The organism is Donghicola mangrovi, from assembly GCF_013377535.1.
Taxonomy (GTDB): domain Bacteria; phylum Pseudomonadota; class Alphaproteobacteria; order Rhodobacterales; family Rhodobacteraceae; genus Donghicola; species Donghicola mangrovi.
The window spans coordinates 34,361-57,301 of record NZ_JABCJE010000002.1; the positions used below are offsets into that span (position 1 = coordinate 34,361).

A 22,941-nucleotide genomic window follows, 5' to 3' on the forward strand; every position below is an offset into this window, starting at 1 on the left:
CCCTTTTGCCATAACTCAGTTCTTTTTGAACGCCGCCGCCAGGGCCGAGGCCATCGCGCCCCCGCTGGAGGGCGCCTCGGTGCGGGGCTTGCCTCCGCCACCACCACCGCGCGGACCGTTGCCACGGGGGCCGCCGCCCTTGGGGCCATTCCCGCCGCGGAAGTCCCGCTCGGTCCGGCCACCGCCACGTGCATCGCGCTGGGGGCGGCTTTCGGCGTCGGGGCTCTTCATCGACAGGCCGATGCGGTTACGGGGCACGTCCACCTCGGTCACACGCACACGGACCACATCACCGGCTTTGACCACCTCGTGCGGGTCTTTGACGAACTTGTCCGATAGCTGGCTGACATGGACCAAACCGTCCTGATGGACCCCGATATCCACGAAGGCTCCAAAGGCCGCCACGTTGGTCACGGTGCCTTCGAGCTGCATGCCTTCTTTCAGGTCCTTGATCGAGTCGATCCCGTCGGCAAAGGTTGCGGTTTTGAAATCGGGTCGCGGGTCGCGGCCGGGCTTTTCCAATTCGCCAAAGATGTCCTGAACGGTGGGCAGACCAAAGGTTTCGGTCACGAACTGCTGGGGGCGAAGGGTGCGCAGCGGGGCAGGGTCCTTCATCAACTCGCGCAGATCACGGCCGCAGGCCTGCACGATTTTGCGCGCCACGTCATAGGCTTCGGGGTGGACCGAGGACGCATCCAAGGGCTCTGTCCCGCCAGTTATCCGCAAGAAACCCGCACATTGTTCGAACGTCCGCTCCCCCAGACGGGGCACAGCCTTCAGGCCCTTGCGGCTGGCAAAGGCGCCGTTGGCGTCACGGTGCGCCACAATCGCCTCGGCCAGACCGGGCCCAAGGCCCGACACACGGGCCAGAAGCGGCGCAGACGCCGTATTCAGGTCCACGCCCACGGCGTTCACCGCATCCTCGACCACGCCGTCCAGCGCACGGGCCAAGCGGTGCTGGTCCACGTCGTGCTGGTACTGGCCGACGCCGATGGATTTCGGCTCGATCTTCACCAGTTCCGCCAGCGGGTCCTGCAAGCGGCGGGCAATCGACACCGCCCCGCGCAGGGACACGTCCAGATCGGGGAATTCCCGCGCAGCCAAGGCGCTGGCCGAATAGACCGACGCACCAGCCTCGGACACGATGACCTTGGTGGGTTTGGGCGCCGGCATGTCTTTCAGCAGATCAGCAACCATCTTCTCGGTCTCGCGGCTGGCGGTGCCGTTGCCGATGGCGATCAGGTTGACGCCATGCTTGCGGATCATCGCCCCCAGCATCGCCTGCGCCCCGCGCAGATCGTTCTTGGGCTGGAAGGGATAGAGCGTCGTGGTCTCCAGAACCTTGCCGGTGGCGTCCACCACAGCCAGCTTCACGCCGGTCCGGATGCCCGGGTCCAGACCGATGGTGGCTTTGTGGCCCGCAGGCGCGGCCAGCAGCAAATCCTTGAGGTTGCGGGCAAAGACGTTGATCGCCTCTTCCTCGGCCCGTTTGCGCAGATCGCTCATCAGGTCGATGGTGATCGACAGCTTCAGCTTCACCCGCCAGCACCAGCCAGCCACATCGGACAGGAATTTATCGCCGGGCGCTTGGCCTTTGATCTCCAGCGCGGCCCGCAACACCCGCAGGGGCGCGTCCTGATCCGCATCCTCGGGCAGTTCCAGATCGGTGGTCAGCATGCCTTCGTTCGCGCCGCGCATCATCGCTAGGGCCCGGTGGGACGGCACGCCGCCATAGGGCTCGGAATGAGCGAAGTAGTCCGAGAATTTCGCGCCCGCGGTTTCCTTGCCCTCAACCATGCGGGACACCAGATGGGCCTCCCGTGCCATCAACTCGCGCAAGCGGCCCAGAATTTCGGCGCGCTCGGCCAGCTCTTCGGTCAGGATATCGCGGGCCCCATTCAAGGCCGCCTTCACATCGGCCACCTCGGCATTCAGATACCCCTCGGCCAGAACCGAAGGCTCCGATGCGCGGTTCTCCTGAATGGCGCGGGCCAAAGGCTCCAGCCCGTTTTCCCGCGCGATCATCGCACGGGTGCGCCGCTTGGGCTTGTAGGGCAGGTAGATGTCTTCCAGCACGGCTTTGGTGTCGGCCTGCATGATGCTCAGGGTCAGCGCGTCGGTCAGCTTGCCTTGGTCCTGAATGCTCTTCAGAACGGTCTCGCGCCGCGCCTCCAACTCTCGCAGATACACCACGCGCTCGGAAAGGTCCCGCAACTGGGTGTCATCCAGCCCGCCGGTCGCCTCTTTGCGGTAGCGGGCGATAAAGGGCACCGTGGCCCCCCCGTCCAGCAGCTCGATCGCAGCGGCGACCTGCGATGTGCTGGCGTTGATTTCCTTGGCGATACGGGCGGGAATCTTGGCTTTGAGGTCCATGGCGTTCCGTCTTGACTGCTTGGCCCTACGGCATACGCCAGCCCCCAGCCGCTGCCAAGCCTATTCCCCCATCCCCCATGATCACAAAAACAACGGGCGCAGCCTTCGCCGCGCCCTGTCTTTCTGCTTTGTTTAAATACTCACGGCACGACAGGCACCACAGGCACCCACCCAACCCCCTCAGTGCGGCCGCTTCAACAAGTCCTGCAAGTGCGAGGCACAGCCCGTCAGCGCCGCGAAATCATCCTCGACCAGCCAGATGCCGAATTGGTCGACGAAATCGCCAAACCGTCCCAGATCGCGGAAGCTCTCTTCGAACCCCATCTTGTCCATTAGCGGGGCAAAGGCCCGCGATACGCCGCCGATCAGGTAAATCCCGCCAAAGGGCAGCAAGGTCAGCGCCAAATTCCCGCACACGCTGCCCATGATCTGGACAAAGTGACGGGCGGTCTCGGTCGCTAGGGGATCGCTGCCATCCTCGACGCGCTTCATGATCTCGGCGGGCTCCAGAACCTGCTTCTCACCTGCCTCAGAGGACAGCCATTCATAAATACGTGCCACACCGCGACCCGACATGACCTCCTCGACCGAGGGGAAGCCGTGGTGCTTTTCGATGTACTGGCACAGACGCAGGTTGTCGTCGTTGCGCACGGCCAGCAGGGGGTGGCCAGCCTCGGCGGGCGGAACCAAGGTACCCGCGGCGCTGTGATAGACCGGCGCGATGTTCATGCCGGTGCCGATGCCCACGATCAGCATGGCCGCGCTGGGGCTGGCCTCGTGGCCTTTGCGCAGGTTGGTCAGGGCTTCGGGCTTCAGAAAGGGCAGGGCGTGACCCTGCGCCTGCATATCGTTCAGGGTGGCAATGACAGACGCACCCGTTGCCGCCGCCAGATCATCCTTGTCGAAGACCCACGACAGGTTGGTCATCTCGACCCGACCGTCGCGCACGGGGCCAGCGGCGGCCACACAGCAGGCTTCGGGCTTGGCCTCGGGATGCTCGGCCAGAAACCGCTCCAGCAGGGGCGGAAAGTTCGGCTCGCCCGCATTTTTGTAGCGGGTGATGGTGTCGTGCAGGATCTCGGTGCCCCGCGCCAGTGCGATGCGCGTGTTGGTGCCGCCAATGTCGGCGACAATGCTCAGGGGGGCCGTGTGGTCCATTCTGTCCGTCCTCAAGAGGTCTGCGGTGGGTGCTATTGTGATAGCGCTAACTTGAGCGCGTGATAGGACGATTTGGGCGTCCGCTTCAAGCTCTCAAAGTCCACATGCACCAGACCGAACCGCTTTTCATAGCCCAAAGACCATTCGTAGTTGTCCAGTAGCGACCAGCAGAAATAGCCGCGCACGGGGCAGCCCTCGGTGATGGTTTCGCGCAGGGCCGACAGGTGGGCATCCAGATAGGCGATGCGGTTCTGGTCGTTGACCTCTCCGCCGATCACGTGGTCTGCGTTCGCCATGCCGTTTTCGGTGATGTAGATGGGCAGATCGCCGGTATATTCGCGCGTCATGCGGCGGACGAAATCGGCCAAGCCTTGGGGGTATATCTCCCATCCCATCTGGGTGCGGGGCAGGGCGCCGGTGTGCTCGGACAGGCTGGGCCAAGGGGCATCGGGCGCGGCCTCGATCCGCTTGCAGGTATAGTAGTTCAGCCCGACCCAATCCAGCGGCTGGGCGATCAGGTCAAAGTCATTCTGCCAGCCGTCGGGCAGGTGGGGCTCCAGCCCCTCCAGGACCGTTTCGGGGTATTGGCGTTTGAAGATGCCTTCGACAAAGAAGCGGTTGTAGTAACCGTCATAGCGCTGAGCGGCGCGGAAGTCGGCCTCGGACCCCGAATGGGGGATCGGCCATTCCATGTTGAACACCCCGCCAAGGTTCTGCATCCCCAGACCGCGCATCACCTGAATGGCGGTGCCGTGGGCGGTCAGGACGTGGTGCATGGCGCGGGCGGTGGCGCGGATGTCGCGCAGGCCCGGCGCGTGGATGCCCATAAAGTGGCTTAGCCAGCCCACGCACCACGGCTCGTTGATCGGGGCGACCGAATGCATCCGGTCCCCGATGCGGCCCATGATGACCTCGGTAAAGTCACCGAACCACTTGGCAATATCCGCATTCCGCCAGCCGCCCATGTCCGCCAGCGCCGAGGGCAGTTCCCAATGATAAAGGGTCGCGCAGGGCTTCAGGCCCCGCTCCAGCATGGCGTCGGTCAGGCGGTCATAGAAGTCCAGCCCCTCGGGGTTGGGGGTGCCGCGTCCTTCGGGCAGGACCCGCGCCCATGACGTGGAAAAGCGGTAGGCGTCAAAGCCCGCCGCCTGCATCAGGTCCAGATCCTCTTCGAAGCGGTGATAGTGGTCGCAGGCAATCGCGCCGTTTTCGCTGCGCACCACATTGCCCGGTGTGGCGGCGAAACTGTCCCAATGGGTCGGCCCCGCACCGCCAAAGCTGTGGCCTTCGATCTGGTAGCTGGACGTGGCCGCGCCAAAGGTGAAATTGCGCGGGAAATCACTGCGTTTGAACTTCATAACCTGTCACTCGATGGGGGCGGGACCGGTGGAGCCGCCGATAATCAGATCGGCCTCCAGAAGCTTGTGCTCGGGTCCGGCCTCGGGGTTTTCAATGTGGGAAATCAACATGTCCGCCGAAAGCCGCCCTGCCTGACGCACCGAGGAGCGGGTGGCGGTAAAGATCGGAATGCTGTCCCCGTTGCGCAGGTAGGACAGGTCGTCGTCAAAGGTAATCACGGAAACGTCACGAGCCATGCGCAGGCCTGCCTCGTCCAACGCGCGGCGAACCCCCAGCGCGGCGATAAAGCTGGCCACCACAACGGAGGTTGGCGGCGTCTCCAGTGCCAGCATGGCCTGCATGGCGTGGTGGCCGTTCAGCTCGTTCATCTCGCCCGCGTGCATGTAGTCGGGGTCGGGGGTGACCCCGGCGGCGGTCAGGGCGGCCTCGAACCCCGCGCGGCGGCGGTGGGCAAAGTCCATATGCTCAAGCCCGTTGATCAGCCCGATCCGGCGGTGCCCCAGCGACAGCAGGAATTCCCCCGCGCGGCGAAAGGCGCTGGCGTTGTTCACATCGACCCAGCTATACGGGGTCTCGATTTCACTGGCGCGGCCGTGGACCACAAAGGGCAGGCCCAGTTCCTGAAGCAGGGGAATGCGCGGGTCGTTCATCAGGGGGCCGTGCACGATGATGCCGTCGACGCTGCCGCGGCTTTTCATGTCGCGGTAGATGTCCTCTTCGTTCTGGTCGTCCACGATAGTCAGCTTCATGTCGTAACCGGCGGCCGAATACCGCTCGCCCGCGCCGGCGATGAAGTCCGCGAACACGGGGTTCACCATTTCATGCTGGGTGGACAGGGGGATGACGTGGCCGATGGTCATGGACCGCCCCCGCGCCAGACGCTGCGCCCCCACGTTCGGCTGGTAATTATGCTTGCGCGCGGCTTGCTGCACGCGCAGCCGGGTGCTTTCGGCAACCTCGGGGTAGCCGTTCAAGGCACGGCTCACAGTTGTCTGGGAGAGCCCCAGTAATTCCGAGAGTTGTTTCAGGTTCATAAGCTTACGTTCAGCCAAAGCGATTTGGATCGTTTGGACCATACGGGCGTTTCATCCCCACGTCAAAGCCCTGTTTTTTCTGCACCTGGCGTGCTGCGATGCATCATAAATGCCCACGCATAAACGGGCAGTTGCGCTTGTGTCCGGATGAAGGGCGTTGACAGGTGTTACAGATTGGCGCAGGTTTGCCGCATTCAAAGCGCTTTGAAATGATCTGGGGAATCGTTCAAGCGTTTGGACTCTTGGGAGGATGGAAATGAAAAAGGTACTTTTCGCGGGCGTTGCTGCCTCGGCGATGGTTTCGGGCAGCGCCTATGCGCAACACCTGATGTTCAAGCCCGGCGAGGGCGATTTTCACTGGGACAGCTATCAGGCCTTTGCCGATGCAAACGACCTGAGCGGCCAGACTGTTACGATCACTGGCCCCTGGACCGGCAATGAAAAGGAACGCGTCGAAGCCGTGTTCGATTATTTCGAGGCCGCCACCGGCGCGACCGTGGAATATTCGGGCTCTGACAGCTTTGAACAGGATATCGTGATCTCGGCCGAGGCGGGCTCTGCCCCCAACATCGCCGTGTTCCCCCAGCCCGGTCTTGCAGCGGATATGGCGAAGCGCGGCCTGCTGACCCCGCTGCCTGAAGGCACTGCGGCTTGGGTCAAGGACAACTTTGCCGCCGGTCAGTCCTGGGTGGATTTGGGCACCTATGCGGACAAGGACGGCAACGACCAGCTGTTTGGCATGTTCTACCGCGCCGACCTGAAGTCGCTGGTCTGGTACGTCCCCGAAGCCTTCGAAGAGGCAGGCTACGAGATCCCCAAATCGATGGAAGAGTTGAAGGCCCTGACCGAGCAGATCGTGGCTGACGGTGGCACCCCGTGGTGCATCGGTCTGGGTTCGGGCGCCGCGACCGGCTGGCCCGCCACCGACTGGGTCGAAGACCTGATGCTGCGCACCCAGCCCGCGTCGGTCTATGACCAGTGGGTCAAGAACGAGATCCCCTTCAACGATCCCGCAGTCATCGGCGCGATCAACGAATTCGGCTGGTTCGCCAAGGGCGAGGGCTTTGCCGATGGCGGCCCCGAGGGCGTGGCCTCGACCGACTTCCGCGACAGCCCGACCGGCCTGTTTGCCCTGCCGCCCAAGTGCTACATGCACCGTCAGGCGTCGTTCATTCCGGCCTTCTTCCCCGAAGGCACCAAAGTCGGCGAGGACGTGGATTTCTTCTACTTCCCCAGCTACGCGGACAAGGATCTGGGCAACCCGGTTCTGGGCGCGGGCACTCTGTTCGCGATCACCAAGCCGTCGGACGCCACCAACGTGCTGCTCGATTTCATGAAACTGCCGATCGCCCACGAGGCATGGATGGCGCAGGGCGGGTTCCTGACCGCTCATGCGGGTGTGAACACCGCGCTCTATAACACCGACAGCGAACGCGCCATGGGCGAGATCCTGCAGGGCGCGACCACCTTCCGCTTTGACGGGTCGGACCTGATGCCCGGCGAGATCGGTGCAGGCGCCTTCTGGACCGGCATGGTCGACTACACCACCGGCAAGAGCGCCGAGGACGTGACCGCCGCCATTCAGGCCCGCTGGAACGAAATCAAGTAAAACACCGCTCACTGCCCCCGCTGCCATGCGCGGCGGGGGACACCTGATCGGGGGCGCGAATGGCCCCCACATTTTCCCGCAACGCCAAGGAGCCAAGCCATGGGTCCGCTCATGCAGGGTGTGCTGACGATCTTTGTCGGGGTCTTCGGCTGCGTCGCCTATTATTATTTCTCGAACCTCTTTCTGGATCGCGTGCTGTATCCCGCCCGTGGGGATGACGCCGGTCGCAACATCAACCGCGCGAATGCGGTGCGGCCCTGGTTGTTCCTGTTTCCGGCGCTGTTCGCGCTGTCGCTCTACTTGGTTTATCCGGTGGTCGGCAGTTTCTGGCGCTCGCTATTCGATCGCAGCGGTGACGCGTTTGTCGGCTTTCAGAACTACCGTAGCCTAGGCGCTGACCCCGAGTTCCGCTCTGCCGTGGTGAACAACTTCCTGTGGGTGCTGGTGGTGCCTGCGGCGTCCACGTTCCTTGGGCTGATCGTGGCGCAGCTGACGGACCAGCTGAAATGGGGCGGGGTGGCGAAATCGCTGATCTTTATGCCCATGGCGATCAGTTTCGTCGGAGCCTCGCTGATCTGGAAGTTCGTCTATGCCAATGACCCGAATATCGGCTTGCTGAATGCGATCCGAGGGGCGTTTGGTGCACCATCGCTTGACCCGCTGCAATTGCCGTTCTGGAACAACTTTTTCCTGATGGTGATCCTGATCTGGATCCAGACCGGCTTTGCGATGGTGATCCTGTCTGCGGCCCTTCGCGGCATCCCCGAAGAAACGGTCGAGGCCGCCATCTTGGATGGTGCGAACCCCTTCCAGATTTTCTTCAAGATTCAGGTGCCGCAGATCATGGGCACGATTGTGGTGGTGTGGACCACGATCACCATTCTGGTGCTCAAGGTTTTCGACATTGTCTACACCATGACCGGCGGCAATTTCGGCACGCAAATCCTGCCGAGCTACATGATGGAATACATGTTCCGCGATGACGGGCGCGCGACGGCGGTGGCCTTTGTGATCATGATTTTGGTGCTGCCTGTCATGATCTGGAACATCCGGCAAGCCCGCAAAGAACTGCGCTAAGGGGTTGGGATAATGGAACATATTGCAGGACATAAACCCGCTCTGACTTGGATCGTGCGCATCTGTGTGACGATCTTGGTGGTGTTGTGGCTTATCCCGACCGTGGGCCTTTTGGTGTCGTCGTTCCGGGATCGTGACGACATCTCTGCCAGCCCGTGGTGGCAGGCGCCGTTTCCGGCCGAGCAGACCTTTGCGACCCGTATCGCGGGGGACGCGGTGCAGCAGGCGGACGGCTATCTGCTGACCGGCGACATCCACGATCTGCCCGAGGCGAACGGCGCAGGCCGCATCACCGCCTTTGGCGTCAGCCGGTCCGCCCCCACGGGGATCGCTGCCGGAGATACCACCGATCTGCCCAAGGGCGGCACCCTGACCGTGCACCCAGATGGCAGCTTTGAAATGCTGACCCCCGAGGCCCCCGATGCCAAAGGCCAGCGCCTGTACTTTGCCGCCGAGGTGCCCCCCGAATTCACCACCGCGAACTATGAAAGCGTGCTCTATGCGAACGGGATGGCGCAGGCGTTCATCAACACCTTCACCGTGACCATTCCGGCGACCATCATCCCGATCCTGATCGCGGCCTTTGCGGCCTATGCGCTGGCGTGGATGGAGTTTCCGGGTCGCGGCCTGATCATCGCGGGCATCGTCGGCCTCTTGGTGGTGCCGCTGCAACTGGCCTTGGTTCCGCTGCTACGGCTGCACAACGACATCGGCATCGGCCAAAGTTTTGTCGGCATATGGCTGGCGCATACGGGCTTTGGTCTGCCATTGGCCATCTACCTGCTTCGCAACTACATGGCGGGACTGCCCAAGGACATCATCGAAGGCGCCAAAGTCGACGGCGCCACCGATTTCCAGATTTTCACCCGCATCATCCTGCCGCTCAGCTTTCCGGCGCTGGCCTCGTTCGCGATCTTCCAGTTTCTGTGGACATGGAACGATCTCTTGGTGGCCAAGGTTTTCCTACCGTCCGACAGCGAAAGCTGGGTGATGACCCGCAAGATCGCCGACGACCTTCTGGGCTCGCGCGGCGGGGACTGGGGCATTCTGGCGACGGCGGCCTTTGTCTCGATCGCGGTGCCGATCGCGGTGTTCTTCCTCATGCAACGCTACCTGGTCCGCGGCCTTCTGGCCGGATCGGTCAAGTAACACTCTGAATACGAAAGACGTTTCCGAAATGGTTCACCTGAGCAAATCCCAAAACCCCGACTGGTGGCGCGGCGCTGTCATCTATCAGATTTACCCCCGCAGCTATCAGGACAGCAACGGCGACGGGGTGGGCGACCTCCTGGGGATCGTCCAGCGGCTGCCCTACATCGCCTCGCTTGGGGTGGATGCGATCTGGATTTCGCCGTTCTTCACATCCCCGATGAAGGACTTCGGCTATGACGTCAGCGATTACTGCGACGTGGACCCGATGTTCGGGACGCTGGCTGATTTCGACGCGGTGATCGAGACCGCCCACCAGTATGGCATCAAGGTGCTGATCGATCTGGTGATGTCGCACACCTCGGACCAGCACCCTTGGTTCGTCGAAAGCCGTGAAAGCCGCGAGAACCCCAAATCCGACTGGTACGTCTGGACCGACCCCAAAGAGGACGGCACGCCCCCGAACAACTGGCTGTCGATCTTTGGCGGGCCCGCGTGGCAGTGGGACGCGCGCCGCGAGCAGTATTATCTGCACAACTTCCTTGTGTCCCAGCCCGACCTGAACTTCCACAACCCCGATGTGCAGGACGCCGTTCTGGCCGCTGCCCGTTTCTGGCTGGAGCGGGGCGTGGATGGCTTCCGTCTGGACACGATCAACTTCTACTTCCACGACTCCGAACTGCGGTCGAACCCGGCGCTGCCCAAGGATCAGCGGAACGACACCATCGCGCCTTCGGTGAACCCCTATAACCACCAGCGGCATCTGTATTCCAAGAACCGTCCCGAAAATCTGGACTTCCTCAAGCGGTTCCGTGCGCTGCTGGACGAATTCCCCGGCGCAGCCGCCGTGGGCGAGGTTGGTGACGCGCAGCGCGGTCTGGAAATCATGGGCGAATACACCCGTGACGGCGAAGGCGTGCAGATGTGCTATGCCTTCGAGTTTCTGGAAAAAGACCTGCTGACCCCCGAAAAAGTCGTCCGCGTTCTGTCCCACGTGGACGAGGTCGCCGCCGATGGTTGGGCCTGCTGGGCCTTTTCGAACCACGACGTGGTGCGCCATGCCTCGCGTTGGAGCCTGACCCCCGCCGCGCAGCGCCTCTATGCGACCTTGTTGATGACCGTGCGCGGATCGGCCTGCATCTATCAGGGCGAAGAGTTGGGCCTGCCCGAGGCGGATGTGGCGTTCGAGGACCTGCAAGACCCCTATGGCATCGAGTTCTGGCCCGAGTTCAAAGGCCGCGATGGCTGCCGCACGCCGATGGTCTGGAACGGGGCCGAGCAGAACGGCGGGTTCTCGACCGCGCCGCGTCCTTGGCTGCCGGTCTCGGGCGAGCATCTGTCCCGCGCCGTGGCCGAGCAGGAAAGTGACCCCGCCGGATTGCTGCACCACTATCGCCGCGTGATCGCGACCCGCCACGCCCATCCGGCGCTGGTCAAGGGCTCTCATGCGGACCTGCGGGTGGATGGCAGTGTCCTGAGCTTCACCCGTACCGACGGGGACGAGACGGTGTTCTGCGCCTTTAACATGTCGGACACGCCCGCGACCATCGACGGGCCGCAGGGCGACTGGCACACCATCGCCGCCGAACTGGGCAGCTGCGGTGTGGCGGGCGATGGAAAACTGCATCTGGGTCCGTGGCAGCCCAGCCTGCTGCTGCGCAAGTAAGCTGAACGGGGAGGAGGGAACACCATGGCCGATCTGAAACTGACCGAAGTCGCCAAAAGCTACGGCCCCGTGGACGTGCTGAAACACATCAACCTTGAGATCGAGCGCGGCGAGCTGATCGTCTTTGTCGGGCCGTCGGGCTGCGGGAAATCGACCTTGTTGCGGATGATCGCGGGGCTGGAAAAGATCACCGGCGGCGAGCTGCAAATCGACGGGCAGGTGGTGAACAACGTGCCGCCCGCGCAGCGCGGGATCGCAATGGTGTTCCAGTCCTATGCGCTTTACCCGCACATGACCGTGCACGAGAACATGTCCTTTGCGCTGAAGATTGCGGGCAAGTCCAAGGCCGAGATCGACGCCGCCGTGTCCCGCGCGGCCAAGATCCTGCAACTGGAGCCGTACTTGGATCGTCTGCCCAAGGCCCTGTCCGGCGGTCAGCGCCAGCGGGTGGCGATCGGGCGGTCCATCGTGCGCGACCCCAAGGTGTACCTGTTCGACGAGCCGCTCTCGAACCTTGATGCCGCTCTGCGGGTGGCGACACGGATCGAGATCGCGCAGCTGAAAGAGCAGATGCCAGACAGCACCATGATTTACGTGACCCACGATCAAGTCGAGGCGATGACCCTAGCCAGCCGCATCGTCGTGCTGGCGGGGGGCGGGATTGCGCAGGTTGGCACGCCGCTGGAGCTGTATGAACGGCCCGAGAATACCTTTGTCGCGCAGTTTATCGGCTCGCCGCAGATGAACCTCTTGGGCGGGCGGATCGTGGGGACCGGCGCACAGACCCGCGTGGAACTGCCCGAGGGGCAGGGGACCATCCTGTCCAACTATCCCACCCGCGACAGCGATCTGGGCCTGACCGTCGAAGTCGGCATCCGCCCCGAGGATATGCTGCCCACGGACGGTCCCGACTATGCCTATGCCGGAGAGGTCGAGATCAAAGAGGCGCTGGGAGAGGTCACCTTGGCCTACTTCAAAAAGCAAAAGCCCGAGCATGATCCAGTGATCGCCAAGCTGCCCGGTATCCATACGGGCCTGCGCGGACGGGTCATGCACATGACCGCCGATCCCAGCAAGGTGCACCTGTTCAGTAATGGCCGGTCGCTGCTGTATCGGGACTGAGCCCACAGGAAAAAGGCTGGTCGATTGACCAGCCTTTTGCCGTTTTATCTGGTTTGGCTTAGCCGCGACGGCGACCACCACGGCGACCGCCAGCGGAGGACGCCTGCGAGGCGCGGGCTGCGTCGGCAAAGCTGGTGCCGTCTTCGGTGGCTTCGAGGATCTTCGAGAACTTGATCCATTCCGCACCGTGGGGATCGTGGTTCATCAGAAGGTTGGCCGCCTTGATTGCTTCCATCTCGACCTTGCGGACGGGGTTCATGATCGCCGAGGTCATGCCAGCGCCAATGGCCATGGGCAGGAAGGCCGCGTTGATGCCGTGACGGTTGGGCAGGCCGAAGCTGATGTTCGACGCGCCGCAAGTGGTGTTCACACCCAGTTCCTCGCGCAGGCGGCGGACCAGAGCAAACACCTGCTGGCCAGCGGTTGCCATCGCGCCAACGGGCATCACCAGCGGGTCAACCACGATGTCATGGGCGGGGATGCCGAAATCGGCAGCGCGTTCCACGATCTTTTTGGCGACGGCAAAGCGCACATCGGGGTCTTCGGAGATGCCAGTGTCGTCGTTCGAGATCGCCACAACCGGCACATTGTACTTTTTCACCAGCGGCAGAACCAGTTCCAGACGGTCCTCTTCGCCGGTGACCGAGTTCAGCAGCGGACGGCCTTGGGCCGCAGCCAGACCGGCCTCGAGCGCGGCGGGAACCGAGCTGTCGATGCACAGCGGCACATCAACCAGACCCTGCACCAGCTCGACGACTTTGGTCATCAGCGGGGGCTCGGTCTCGTTGGGGTTGGGGTTCGAGTTGTAGACAACGCCCGCGTTGATATCGAGAACCATCGCCCCGCATGCGACCTGCTCCAGCGCGTCCTTTTCGACGGTGCTGAAGTCGCCTGCTTCGAGCTCGGCTGCCAGCTTCTTGCGGCCGGTGGGGTTGATGCGTTCGCCGATGACGCAGAAGGGTTCGTCAAAGCCGATGACGACGGTTTTGGTTTTCGACTCGATGACAGTGCGGGTCATGGGCTTTCCTTAGGCTTGGTTTGCGGGGACAGCAGAGCGTCCGCCGTTATCGATAGCCCACTGGGCGTTGGTGGCAATGCCTCCCAGCGGGAAGAAATGGACATTGGTGATGTTGAAATCGGGGTTCGCGGCCTTGTGGGCTGCCAGATCCGCGATGACTTCGTTGGGCTCAAAGGGCAGCATCAGCTTGGTGACGTCTTTGGCGCGCTTCTGCAGAACCTTGAGCGAGGGGCCAACGCCGCAAGCAATGGCGAATTTGATCATGGTTTGCAGTTTGGCAGGGCCAGCGATGCCGATGTGGATGGGCAGGTCAACGCCAGCGGCCTTGATGCTATCGGCCCATTCGATGATCGGCTTGGCTTCGAAGCAGAACTGGGTCGCCAGCGCCATCTTGGCGTCGGTGCGTTCAGCAAAAGCGGCCTTCCAGCGCAGGGCGTCCATCACATTCTGGTCGCCGCCATTGGGGTCGATGTCCTTGTTGCCTTCGGGGTGGCCCGCGACGTGCAGACGGGTAAAGCCTGCGCGATCAAAGAGGCCGGTCTCCATCAGCTGCATCGAGCTGTGGAATTCACCGTGAGGCTCGGCAACGCCGCCAGCCAGCAGCAGAGCCTGCTTGACGCCCGCGTCGTTCGAATAGCGGTTGATCCAGTTTTCCAGAGTCGCGGCGTCTTTGATGATGCGCGCGGGGAAGTGGGGCATGACCTGAAAGCCGTCATCGGTCAGACGGGCCGCGGTTTCGACCATGTCCTCGATGGGGGTGCCTTCGATGTGGGCGATGTAGACGCGGGTGCTTTCGGGCAGCAGGTCACGGAAGTTCTCGACCTTCGACGCGGTGCGGGGCATCACCTCGATCGAGTAGTCTTGCAGGAACGCTTCGACTTGCGCGTTTACACCGTTGGTTTCTTCGCGCTTGCGGAAATTAAACAGAGCCATGGCGGCCTCCCAGACCTTGCGGGGCGTGCTCACGCACGGCCTCCGTTCTCGATCAGGGCTTTGACGCGCTCCTGATCGAATTCCTCTACCAGCCGCGCCGCCTCGGCGTCGGCAAGGGTCTGGGGATCACCGTCACGCGTGTCGATCACGACCTTGCGCCATTCTGCCAGATAATCGTCCGTCTTGTCCGCGCCCGACTTCATCGCTGCGCGGTCAATGGCCTGCTCGAAACGCTCGGGCAGCTGCACTTTGGCGCTGCGGCGTCCTTTGCCGACGATGACCTGGGCCGGAATATCGCGCCAGTAAACGATCGTGATGTCGGGCATGTTGCGATTCCTTTTCCCTATGGCTTTCTTGTAGAACGCGCTTTTGCGTCACTTTGGGCGAATTTCGACATTGTGAAAGATGTGTGCGACGCGACCTTATTCTGACGCGCATCAATAGGCCATCCGAAGGGCCGTGAAAGTTTCGCATGAAGATCATGTGCTGCGCAGATGATCATATTCGGGACTGGCGCTTGCGCATTCGGGGTGGAGTGACTACCCTAGTAGGTAACAATGAATGGAGGGCGTGGACATGACGCCCAGGCGTCCCGATAGCGCGGGCGCACTCCCGAAACCGGTCGAGAGCGCAGATCGCGCGTCGCCCGATCCGAACGAGCTGTATGCCGCCTTGGATTTGGGCACAAACAGCTGCCGGATGCTGATTGCCAGACCGAATGGCGCTCAGTTTACGGTGGTAGATAGCTTCTCAAAGTCCGTCCAGTTGGGCGAGGGTTTGGAAAGCACCGGCAACCTGAGCCGCGCAGCCATGAACAGGACTGTGCAGGCACTAAAGGTATGTCAGCAGAAACTGCAACGTCACAACGTGTCGCGGATGCGATTGGTTGCGACCGAGGCATGCCGCAGGGCCAAGAACTCGCGCAAGTTCCTTCAGCAGGTGCGGCGCGAAACGGGACTTGTGCTGGATATCATCCCGCCCGAGGAAGAGGCGCGTCTGGCCGTGGTGTCCTGCGCGCCCTTGGTCAGTGCGCGCACGCAGCAGCTCTTGGTCGTGGATATTGGCGGTGGCTCCACCGAACTGGTGTGGATTGATCTGGCCCAAGTGCCGCGCCGCGAGCGTGCCAAATCCATCATGCGCCTGCATCAGGGCTTCAAGGCCCGCGGCCCGCGCCTGAGCCATCCCCCCGCCAAAGTGGTGGACTGGATCAGCGTGCCCCTTGGTGTGGCAACCCTGCGAGAGCAGTTCGCGGATGTCGAGGATGATGCCGCACGCTTTGCCCTCATGAGCTGGTTCTTCGAGGAAAATCTGGCCGAGTTTGCCCCCTATGCCCGCGAACAAAAACGGCAGGGGTTCCAGATCGTGGGGACCAGCGGCACCGTGACCACGGTTGCGGCCAGCCATCTGGGGCTCAAACGCTATGACCGGACCAAGGTGGACGGGCTGCGCATGAGCTCTGACCAGATCAACAAGGTGATCGACGGCTATCTGGCACTGGGCCCCGAGGGCCGCCGCCGCGATCCCCGTATCGGAAATGATCGCCAGACCCTGATTATGTCGGGGGCGGCGATCCTTCAGGCGCTCTTGCGCTGTTGGCCCACGGACCGACTGTCGGTCGCAGACCGTGGACTGCGCGAAGGGCTCCTTTATGCACAAATGAGCGCGGACGGCGTTCTACAGGACAGTGAATAATGGCAAAGAAACCAACAAAAAACACCTCCGGTCGCGGCCAGCGTGACCTGACTGTCAAAGTCAAAACCGCCCGTGGACGCACCACCAGCCAGCAGCGTTGGCTTCAGCGCCAGCTGAACGACCCCTATGTGAAACGCGCCAAGGAAGAGGGCTATCGCGGACGCGCGGCATTCAAGATTCTGGAACTGGACGACAAGTTCCGTTTCCTTGTGCCGGGGGCCAAGGTCGTGGACTTGGGCTGCGCGCCGGGGGGCTGGTGTCAGGTTGCAGTCAAACGTGTGAACGCGCTCGGCGAGAAAAAGGGCAAGGCCATCGGCACCATTCTGGGGGTCGATCTGCAAGAGGTCGAGCCGATCGCTGGCGCCGAAGTGCACCAGCTGGACTTCCTGTCCGATGACGCTGATTTGCAGGTCAAGGAATGGCTGGGGGGCAGTGCCACCGTGGTCATGTCCGACATGGCGGCAGCGTCCAGCGGTCACAAGCAGACCGACCACTTGCGGATCATCGCCCTGTGCGAGGCCGCGGCCTATTTCGCGTTCGACGTGCTGGAGCCGGGCGGCACCTTTGTCGCCAAGGTTCTGGCGGGCGGTGCCGAAGGCAGTCTGCAGCAGCTCTTGAAAAAGCGCTTCAAAAAGGTGGTCAACGTGAAACCCCCGTCGAGCCGCGCCGACAGTTCCGAGAAATTTGTGGTTGCGACCGGCTTCCGCGCCGAAAACGACAACGGCGACTATGACGAGGACGACGATACCGATGAGTGATCAGGCGCCATCCTTGACCGGTCTTTTGTCCCTTGGGTGGGCGCGTTTGCTGGCGGGGGCACAGTTCCCCGATGCGGCGGCGCGCCATGTGACCTTGGGGACGTTCGGCCTGTCAGGATGGCCCGAGATGCGCAGCGTGATCCTGCGGGCGGCGCACCGCGATGCAGGTCTGCTAGAGGTGCACACGGATGTGGCCTCGGAAAAGGTGTCGGAAATTCGCGATAACCCTCATGCGGGGCTGCATGTCTGGGACGCGGCCTATTCGCTGCAAATCCGCCTGCGCGGCTCGGTCCGAGAGCGCCCGCGCCGCGAACTGCCGCCCCTGTGGGAGGCTGTGCCGGAAACCTCGCGCAAGGTGTATGGCGGGCATCCCTATCCGGGCTATGCGATGGCCAGCCCCTATGATCATACGGATGATCCGCAGCTCGACCGCTTTGCCGTGCTGCAGTTCCGCGTCGAAGAGATCGAGTTGTTGCTGATCGATCCCGACAAACACAAACGCGCCCTCTACAGGCGCGTGAACGACTTTCAGGGGCAGTGGCTGGCGCCCTGATCAGGCGCGGCCGAACACGACGGCCTCGACCTCTTCCCAGCTGACGGGGTTCTCGTAGACCTCCTCGATCGGAGGGGGCAGTAGGGGGGCCAACTGTTCCCGCCAGTACCGCACGCGCTGTCGCATCTCGAAGGACTGGCCGATCTCCTCGGCCACATGTGCGGCAGAGGCGTCGTCCAGACTTCCCAGAACAAAGGCAAAGGCGCGTTCGTCGGTGGTCATTTTCTCAGGCGGCTCCGGTTAGGCGGGTGCGAAGTGCGAACCCTGCATTCCTTACCTTTCTACCAACGGCCTGTACGGATTCATTATAGAGTGACGCCAAGTCATCTAGGGTTAGGTCGTAGACAAATCTGGCCACAAGCATCTCGGCTGCGGGGACCGGCAATGTCCGAAGGGCTGTGTTGATACGTCCGACCTGGTGATGACGTAGCTGTTGTTCCTGTTGGCTGAGGTCGGTGTCGGCCTCCCACGCGATGTTGCGCCCGAAGAAGGGTTGGTCGCCCGATTGCTCGCGCAGGCGCTGGATCGCCAGGCAGCGGACACGACGCATCAGCCAGTCATAGGCATCTTCTTTGTCAGGATCGTATTTCGGGGCCATGCGCCAGATCAGCGGCATCAGCTCCAGATAGGCCATTCTGGCCTGTTCGCGATCGGGCAGCAGGCGAACAAGCTCGGTAAAGAGCTTGTTGCCGTGCATCCCGTGCACTTCGCGCAGCGCATCTTTGTCGCGGGCGGCGATCCGTTGCAGGATTTCTTCCGTCGCGCACTCCAGAACCCGGTTTTCCATTTCTAAACACCCTGAAAACACACTCACTGGGATATAGAACGCGCGTTCGGATGTATGTTTTAGGGTCGAAGGTATATATTTTTGTACCGAAGGATATTTTTATATCCTTCGGGTCGGTTTTCACGCGGGGGCCAGTTGTTTGGCGTCTGCCTTGATCATGTCGGCGGCCTTTTCCGCGATCATGATGGTGGGCGAGTTGGTGTTCCCCGAGGTGATCGTCGGCATGACCGAGGCATCCACCACCCGCAGCCCCTGAATGCCCCGCACGCGGCAGGCCATATCCACCACGGCGCGGTCGTCGGTGCCCATGCGGGCCGTCCCCACGGGGTGGAAGATGGTCGAGGCGATGTTGCCCGCGCCCTCGGCCAGTTCGGCGTCGGTCTGGTACATGGGGCCGGGTTTGAATTCCTCGGGTTGGTATTGCGCCATCGCGGGTTGGGCCATGATCTGGCGGGTCAGCTTGATCGCATTGGCGGCGACGATGCGGTCGCCCTCGGTGGACAGGTAGTTCGGCTGGATTTCCGGCGGGGTCAGGGCGTCGGGGCTGGTGATGTGCACATGGCCGCGGCTCTCGGGGCGCAGGTGGCAGACGCTGGCGGTGATCGCGTCGAAATCGTGGGGCGCTTGGCCGAAAGCCTCGAGTGTGACGGGCTGCACGTGGTACTCCAGATCCGGCGTCGCCACATCGGGGCTGGAATAGGCAAAGGCCGCCAATTGGCTCGGGGCCATCGACATCGGGCCCGACCGTTTCAGCAGATATTCGAGGCCGATCATCCCCTTGCCCCACAGGCTGTTGGCCATGGTGTTCAGGGTTTTCGCGCCCTGAACCTTGTAGGCGCAGCGGATTTGCAGGTGGTCTTGCAGGTTGCCGCCTACATCGGGGGCATCGAGGCGTACGTCAATCCCGTGCTCTTGCAGCAGCGCACCGGGCCCGATCCCCGACAGTTGCAGCAGTTGGGGAGAGTTGATGGCACCGGCGCTCAGGATCACCTCGCCGCGGGCAGTGGCGCGGGCAGGGGCGCCCTGCACCCGCAGTTTCACGCCACTGGCGCGCATTCCGTCAAAGGTCAGCGTTTCGGCCTGCGCATGGGTGACGACCCGCAGGTTCGGGCGGTTCGAGGCAGGTTTCAAGAAGCCTTTGGACGTGCTCCACCGCCAGCCGGCTTTCTGGTTCACCTTGAAATAGCCGACGCCAAAGTTGTCGCCGGTGTTGAAATCGGGGGTCTCGGGGATGCCGGCCTGAACAGCGGCGTGTTTCCACGATTCCAGTACATCCCACTTCAGGCGTTGCTCTTCGACGCGCCATTCGCCGCCCGCGCCGTGGTGTTCGGAGGCGCCGCCATAGTAATCTTCGGACTTGATGAAATAGGGCAGCACATCGTCCCAGCCCCAGCCGGTCAGGCCCATCTGCCGCCAGCCGTCATAGTCTGCCGCCTGTCCGCGCAGGTACAGCATCCCGTTGATCGACGAGCATCCCCCCAGCACGCGCCCTCGCGGATACAGCAGTTGCCGTCCATTTAGGCCAGCGCAGGCGGCGGTCTTGTAGCCCCAGTCGGTGCGCGGGTTCCCGATGCAATACAGGTACCCGACCGGAATGTGGATCCAGTGGTATTTGTCGTGACCGCCTGCCTCGAGCAGCAGCACGGATTTGGTCGGGTCCTCGCTGAGCCTGTTGGCCAGAACGCAGCCCGCCGATCCCGCGCCCACGATCACATAGTCATATGTTCCCAAATCCAGCATTGCTGCGTTCCTCCCCCGCAAATGTCCCTTTTGAAACTATCCGCGTTTTGGCTGGACAGGGAATGAACGGTTTCGCACATTGTATGTCGAAAACCGTGCAGAGGCGCTTATGCAGTTCGACTGGGAAGACATCCGCTATTTCCTCGAGACCGAGCGGGCAGGGCGCATGGCCTTGGCCGCGCGGCGGCTCGGGGTCAGCCACACCACCGTCGCCCGCCATATCGAGCGGCTGGAGCGGTCCATCGGCACGCAAGTCTTCGAGCGCAGCGACGAAGGGATGCTGCTGACCGAGGTGGGCGAGCGCATCCTGTCCCATGCCCGCGAAATGGAGCGGACGGCGTTGGCCCTTGGGGATCAGTTAGGCGACGGGCGGGCCGAGCAGCTGTCGGGCGTGGTCCGCGTGGGGGCACCGGACGGGTTCGGGAATGCGGTGCTGTCGCACATCCTGCCGCAGCTTTTGCGCACCAGCCCCGGATTGCAAATCGAACTGGTGCCCGTGCCCCGCACCCACAAACTGTGGAAGCGCGACGTGGATATCGCCATCAGTCTGGACCGTCCGCAAACGGGCCGCCTGATCATGCGCAAGCTGGTAGACTATGACCTGCGCCTCTATGGGGCGCCAGAATTGCTGGCCGATCCGCCGCGGGATGTGCAGGACCTGACGGCCTATCCCTTTGTCGGGTATATCGACGACCTGCTTTATACCGGAGAGTTGGACTTTAACCGCCTGATCCACCCGCAACTGCGCACGGCCTACAAGGCTGCCACGGTCAAGGCGCAACTGGATGCGGTGCGGGCTGGGGCGGGGCTGGGGGTGCTGCCGTGCTTTATGGCCGCGCAGACCGGCCTGATCCCCGTGCTGCCCGAAGAGGTTCAGTTCAACCGGCGCTATTGGCTGCTGTACCCCGAGGAATTTCGCGATCTAGCCCGCATCCGCCGCGTGGCCGATTTCATCGTGGACGGGGTCAGGAGCAGTCCGGCGCAATTCACCTATGACCCCCAATAGAAAACGCCACCCGGGGGTCGGGGTGGCGTTTCCTTTGCCAGACAGAACGGCGGAAAAGGTTACTGTCGGGCGCTGATGCTGTTGCCGGCACCATTCTGTTCAAAGTGGGCGACGTTGTAGTCACCGCTCTGGGTGATGGTCTGCATGTTGGTCTGGTTGCTGCCGCGGATGGTGCTGACCAGAACGTTGTGGTTGCCCTCTTGGGTCAGGTTGAAGCGGCCGTTGCCATCGTTGATGGTCAGATCCATCAGGTTGTTATTGCCGATTTGGGCGGTGTTCAGAATGTTGCCGCCGCCATGCAGTTCAGCGAACAGTTCGTTGGCCAGACCGGTCTGGATGCCGACGATGCTGTTCTGCGCGCCGGTCACCGACAGGTCGTAGACGTTGTCGCTCTGGAGTTGGGACAGAGCCAGCTTGTTCTGCGCACCGGTGATCGCGACGGTCGCGCTGTTTGCGGTGCCGCTCTGCTCGGTCTTGAACAGGTTGTCGGCGCCGGTCAGCGACAGGGTTAGGACGTTTTGCGCGCCGAACTGGGCCAGACGGTTCGAGGTGTCGTTCGTATTATCATAGTCGGTGCTGTTGCCTGCGCCGATGATGTCTACGGTCATCGCGTTGTTGGTGCCGTCTGCATCGCTGCTGCCCTGCTGGGCCAGAACGGTGCTGCCCGCGCCATTCACGTCAAAGTTCATCGAGTTCGAGCCGTACTGCAGAAGCTGCATCGCAATGCCGTCACCGTTCAGCACGCCGATCGTCACGGTGTTGGCGTCGCCCGACTGACCAATGCCCAGGTCGATGTTATTGTTGCTGATGTTGGTGATGGTGATGATGTTGGCGCTGCCGTCCTGCGAGAACGCGGTTTCATTGTTGTCACCGGTGATCTGCGCGATGCCCGCGCGGTTCAGGTCGCCGCTCTGGAAGATGCCGAACTGGTTGTTGTCGCCGCGCACGTTCCAATCCGCGATGTTGCTATCGCCGTTTTGGCTAATGGCGCCGCCGGCAATTCCCAGACCCGAGGCAAAGCGCGCCGACAGACCGCCATTCCCGTTTCCGTCACCATTCATGATAATTCCGGCGGTGTTGGCGTCGCCATTCTGGATGATGGAATTGACTGCGTTTCCAATCAATTCGCCAGTGGTGTTACCGTTATTCTGGGTGATCGACAGAGTGTTGCCCGCACCGTTTTGCTGGATGCCGTAAATGACGTTGGCTGCGCCGACCTGGTTCAATTCCATTCCGTTGTCCGCACCGGACTGGATCATCTGCTCGCCATCGCGGCCGATACGGTTGGCAGAGGCAGCGCCATCAGCGACAGTCGCGCCAGTGGTGTCGCGGGATTGGGTAATCTCGACGGTATTTACCGCGCCATTGATGGTGTTTTCCTGGCTGATGCCGGAAATCACGTTGGCGGCGTCATCGGGCGTGGAATTGTTGACCGATCCCTGATTGACCGAAATCTGGTTCTGCAATGTGGCCGCATTCGAAACGCCAATTTGCGAGAGGGTGCCAACGGTATTGTTATTCTGGGTTTGGGTCAGGGCCACGCTGTTGCGATCACCGGATTGTGTCAGGCCAGTGCCCGTTGCGCCGATGCTATTGCCCTCGCCATTTTGTGTAAGGTCGGCGTAGTTCTTGTTTCCGGCCTGAATTGCGGTGGTGCGGCTGTCCCCATTGATCGAACCTACCGAGTTTTGCTTACCAGTTTGGGTCACGATCGCTTTGTTGTCCGCACCGTCCTGCGAGATGAGTGCATAGTTGGTCGCCTCTTGTGCCGAGACGTTGGCTGCAAGAACTGCAATTGACGCGGACGAAATAAACAAGCTTTTCAGTTTCATCTTTTGGCTTCCGTGTTTCTTTGAGTGGTTGCACGTGGCTTTTTAGCTGCCATTGAACCGTTTACTGTCCGCACG

The 22,941-nt window shown here is 62.2% G+C and carries 20 protein-coding genes; 9 read left to right on the plus strand and 11 right to left on the minus strand.

What is annotated here, in order from left to right; translation table 11 throughout:
* Positions 1-15: 15 nt before the first annotated feature.
* From HJ536_RS04710 to HJ536_RS04725, 4 genes are all read right to left on the minus strand, one after another.
* Positions 16-2,373: a Tex family protein gene (locus tag HJ536_RS04710; protein ID WP_177156865.1), complete on the minus strand. Its 2,358-nt coding sequence runs from the start codon at positions 2,371-2,373 to the stop codon at positions 16-18.
* 180 nt (positions 2,374-2,553) lie between these two features.
* A complete protein-coding gene (locus HJ536_RS04715; protein ID WP_177156866.1) occupies positions 2,554-3,531 on the minus strand; it encodes a glucokinase in 978 nt (325 codons plus the stop codon).
* 32 nt (positions 3,532-3,563) lie between these two features.
* A complete protein-coding gene (locus tag HJ536_RS04720; RefSeq protein WP_177156867.1) occupies positions 3,564-4,889 on the minus strand; it encodes a GH1 family beta-glucosidase in 1,326 nt (441 codons plus the stop codon).
* Between the two features lie 6 nt (positions 4,890-4,895).
* Positions 4,896-5,924 carry a LacI family DNA-binding transcriptional regulator gene (locus HJ536_RS04725; protein ID WP_177157309.1) on the minus strand — a complete coding sequence of 343 codons (1,029 nt, stop codon included), beginning with the start codon at positions 5,922-5,924 and terminating at the stop codon, positions 4,896-4,898.
* A gap of 256 nt (positions 5,925-6,180) precedes the next feature.
* Between HJ536_RS04725 and HJ536_RS04730 the strand changes: the two genes are divergently transcribed.
* The 5 genes from HJ536_RS04730 to HJ536_RS04750 all read left to right on the plus strand — a co-directional run bounded on the left by HJ536_RS04730 (position 6,181) and on the right by HJ536_RS04750 (position 12,547).
* Complete coding sequence (locus tag HJ536_RS04730) at positions 6,181-7,533, plus strand: ABC transporter substrate-binding protein (RefSeq protein WP_177156868.1); 1,353 nt, start codon at positions 6,181-6,183, stop codon at positions 7,531-7,533.
* A 99-nt stretch (positions 7,534-7,632) separates the two neighbouring features.
* Positions 7,633-8,610, plus strand: coding sequence for a carbohydrate ABC transporter permease (locus tag HJ536_RS04735; RefSeq protein ID WP_177156869.1), 978 nt, complete (start codon positions 7,633-7,635; stop codon positions 8,608-8,610).
* Between the two features lie 12 nt (positions 8,611-8,622).
* Positions 8,623-9,759: a carbohydrate ABC transporter permease gene (locus HJ536_RS04740; RefSeq protein ID WP_177156870.1), complete on the plus strand. Its 1,137-nt coding sequence runs from the start codon at positions 8,623-8,625 to the stop codon at positions 9,757-9,759.
* A 28-nt stretch (positions 9,760-9,787) separates the two neighbouring features.
* Positions 9,788-11,425: an alpha-amylase family glycosyl hydrolase gene (locus tag HJ536_RS04745; RefSeq protein ID WP_177156871.1), complete on the plus strand. Its 1,638-nt coding sequence runs from the start codon at positions 9,788-9,790 to the stop codon at positions 11,423-11,425.
* A gap of 24 nt (positions 11,426-11,449) precedes the next feature.
* On the plus strand, positions 11,450-12,547 hold the full coding sequence (locus tag HJ536_RS04750) for an ABC transporter ATP-binding protein (protein ID WP_177156872.1): 1,098 nt from the start codon (positions 11,450-11,452) through the stop codon (positions 12,545-12,547).
* Positions 12,548-12,605: 58 nt separating this feature from the next.
* Here the strand turns inward: HJ536_RS04750 and HJ536_RS04755 are convergent, their stop codons facing one another.
* The 3 genes from HJ536_RS04755 to HJ536_RS04765 are packed head-to-tail and all read right to left on the minus strand — an operon-like array spanning position 12,606 to position 14,824.
* Complete coding sequence (locus tag HJ536_RS04755) at positions 12,606-13,565, minus strand: methyltetrahydrofolate cobalamin methyltransferase (protein WP_176854022.1); 960 nt, start codon at positions 13,563-13,565, stop codon at positions 12,606-12,608.
* A gap of 9 nt (positions 13,566-13,574) precedes the next feature.
* Positions 13,575-14,498, minus strand: coding sequence for a methylenetetrahydrofolate reductase (locus HJ536_RS04760; RefSeq protein ID WP_177157310.1), 924 nt, complete (start codon positions 14,496-14,498; stop codon positions 13,575-13,577).
* 29 nt (positions 14,499-14,527) lie between these two features.
* Entirely contained in the window at positions 14,528-14,824 is a 297-nt protein-coding gene (locus tag HJ536_RS04765) for a virulence factor (RefSeq protein ID WP_176854023.1), read from the minus strand.
* A gap of 250 nt (positions 14,825-15,074) precedes the next feature.
* On the opposite strand from HJ536_RS04765, the gene HJ536_RS04770 reads away from it, so the two are divergent.
* From HJ536_RS04770 to HJ536_RS04780, 3 genes are read left to right on the plus strand one after another with little or no spacing between them, the layout of a single operon-like run.
* Entirely contained in the window at positions 15,075-16,190 is a 1,116-nt protein-coding gene (locus tag HJ536_RS04770) for a Ppx/GppA phosphatase family protein (protein WP_176854024.1), read from the plus strand.
* On the plus strand, positions 16,190-16,948 hold the full coding sequence (locus tag HJ536_RS04775; RefSeq protein ID WP_176854025.1) for an RlmE family RNA methyltransferase: 759 nt from the start codon (positions 16,190-16,192) through the stop codon (positions 16,946-16,948). Before HJ536_RS04770 ends, HJ536_RS04775 begins: the two co-directional genes overlap by 1 nt.
* A complete protein-coding gene (locus HJ536_RS04780) occupies positions 16,941-17,501 on the plus strand; it encodes a pyridoxamine 5'-phosphate oxidase family protein (protein WP_177156873.1) in 561 nt (186 codons plus the stop codon). Before HJ536_RS04775 ends, HJ536_RS04780 begins: the two co-directional genes overlap by 8 nt.
* On the opposite strand, the gene HJ536_RS04785 is transcribed toward HJ536_RS04780, so the two are convergent.
* The 3 genes from HJ536_RS04785 to HJ536_RS04795 all read right to left on the minus strand — a co-directional run bounded on the left by HJ536_RS04785 (position 17,502) and on the right by HJ536_RS04795 (position 20,028).
* Positions 17,502-17,723: a hypothetical protein gene (locus HJ536_RS04785; protein WP_176854027.1), complete on the minus strand. Its 222-nt coding sequence runs from the start codon at positions 17,721-17,723 to the stop codon at positions 17,502-17,504. It abuts the gene before it with no gap.
* A 4-nt stretch (positions 17,724-17,727) separates the two neighbouring features.
* Complete coding sequence (locus HJ536_RS04790) at positions 17,728-18,288, minus strand: RNA polymerase sigma factor (RefSeq protein ID WP_177156874.1); 561 nt, start codon at positions 18,286-18,288, stop codon at positions 17,728-17,730.
* Between the two features lie 120 nt (positions 18,289-18,408).
* Positions 18,409-20,028: a GMC family oxidoreductase gene (locus HJ536_RS04795; protein ID WP_177156875.1), complete on the minus strand. Its 1,620-nt coding sequence runs from the start codon at positions 20,026-20,028 to the stop codon at positions 18,409-18,411.
* Between the two features lie 109 nt (positions 20,029-20,137).
* Between HJ536_RS04795 and HJ536_RS04800 the strand changes: the two genes are divergently transcribed.
* Positions 20,138-21,034, plus strand: a complete 897-nt coding sequence (locus tag HJ536_RS04800) for a LysR family transcriptional regulator (RefSeq protein WP_177156876.1) — start codon at positions 20,138-20,140, stop codon at positions 21,032-21,034.
* Positions 21,035-21,093: 59 nt separating this feature from the next.
* On the opposite strand, the gene HJ536_RS04805 is transcribed toward HJ536_RS04800, so the two are convergent.
* Positions 21,094-22,866 carry a beta strand repeat-containing protein gene (locus HJ536_RS04805; protein WP_177156877.1) on the minus strand — a complete coding sequence of 591 codons (1,773 nt, stop codon included), beginning with the start codon at positions 22,864-22,866 and terminating at the stop codon, positions 21,094-21,096.
* Positions 22,867-22,941: the final 75 nt, after the last annotated feature.

Excerpts from the sequence above, each read along its gene's own strand:
- HJ536_RS04710 (WP_177156865.1), bottom strand. The coding sequence starts at position 2,373 with ATGGACCTCAAAGCCAAGATTCCCGCCCGTATCGCCAAGGAAATCAAC.
- HJ536_RS04715 (WP_177156866.1), bottom strand. The coding sequence starts at position 3,531 with ATGGACCACACGGCCCCCCTGAGCATTGTCGCCGACATTGGCGGCACC.
- HJ536_RS04720 (WP_177156867.1), bottom strand. The coding sequence starts at position 4,889 with ATGAAGTTCAAACGCAGTGATTTCCCGCGCAATTTCACCTTTGGCGCG.
- HJ536_RS04725 (WP_177157309.1), bottom strand. The coding sequence starts at position 5,924 with ATGAACCTGAAACAACTCTCGGAATTACTGGGGCTCTCCCAGACAACT.
- HJ536_RS04730 (WP_177156868.1), top strand. The coding sequence starts at position 6,181 with ATGAAAAAGGTACTTTTCGCGGGCGTTGCTGCCTCGGCGATGGTTTCG.
- HJ536_RS04735 (WP_177156869.1), top strand. The coding sequence starts at position 7,633 with ATGGGTCCGCTCATGCAGGGTGTGCTGACGATCTTTGTCGGGGTCTTC.
- HJ536_RS04740 (WP_177156870.1), top strand. The coding sequence starts at position 8,623 with ATGGAACATATTGCAGGACATAAACCCGCTCTGACTTGGATCGTGCGC.
- HJ536_RS04745 (WP_177156871.1), top strand. The coding sequence starts at position 9,788 with ATGGTTCACCTGAGCAAATCCCAAAACCCCGACTGGTGGCGCGGCGCT.
- HJ536_RS04750 (WP_177156872.1), top strand. The coding sequence starts at position 11,450 with ATGGCCGATCTGAAACTGACCGAAGTCGCCAAAAGCTACGGCCCCGTG.
- HJ536_RS04755 (WP_176854022.1), bottom strand. The coding sequence starts at position 13,565 with ATGACCCGCACTGTCATCGAGTCGAAAACCAAAACCGTCGTCATCGGC.
- HJ536_RS04760 (WP_177157310.1), bottom strand. The coding sequence starts at position 14,498 with ATGGCTCTGTTTAATTTCCGCAAGCGCGAAGAAACCAACGGTGTAAAC.
- HJ536_RS04765 (WP_176854023.1), bottom strand. The coding sequence starts at position 14,824 with ATGCCCGACATCACGATCGTTTACTGGCGCGATATTCCGGCCCAGGTC.
- HJ536_RS04770 (WP_176854024.1), top strand. The coding sequence starts at position 15,075 with ATGACGCCCAGGCGTCCCGATAGCGCGGGCGCACTCCCGAAACCGGTC.
- HJ536_RS04775 (WP_176854025.1), top strand. The coding sequence starts at position 16,190 with ATGGCAAAGAAACCAACAAAAAACACCTCCGGTCGCGGCCAGCGTGAC.
- HJ536_RS04780 (WP_177156873.1), top strand. The coding sequence starts at position 16,941 with ATGAGTGATCAGGCGCCATCCTTGACCGGTCTTTTGTCCCTTGGGTGG.
- HJ536_RS04785 (WP_176854027.1), bottom strand. The coding sequence starts at position 17,723 with ATGACCACCGACGAACGCGCCTTTGCCTTTGTTCTGGGAAGTCTGGAC.
- HJ536_RS04790 (WP_177156874.1), bottom strand. The coding sequence starts at position 18,288 with ATGGAAAACCGGGTTCTGGAGTGCGCGACGGAAGAAATCCTGCAACGG.
- HJ536_RS04795 (WP_177156875.1), bottom strand. The coding sequence starts at position 20,028 with ATGCTGGATTTGGGAACATATGACTATGTGATCGTGGGCGCGGGATCG.
- HJ536_RS04800 (WP_177156876.1), top strand. The coding sequence starts at position 20,138 with ATGCAGTTCGACTGGGAAGACATCCGCTATTTCCTCGAGACCGAGCGG.
- HJ536_RS04805 (WP_177156877.1), bottom strand. The coding sequence starts at position 22,866 with ATGAAACTGAAAAGCTTGTTTATTTCGTCCGCGTCAATTGCAGTTCTT.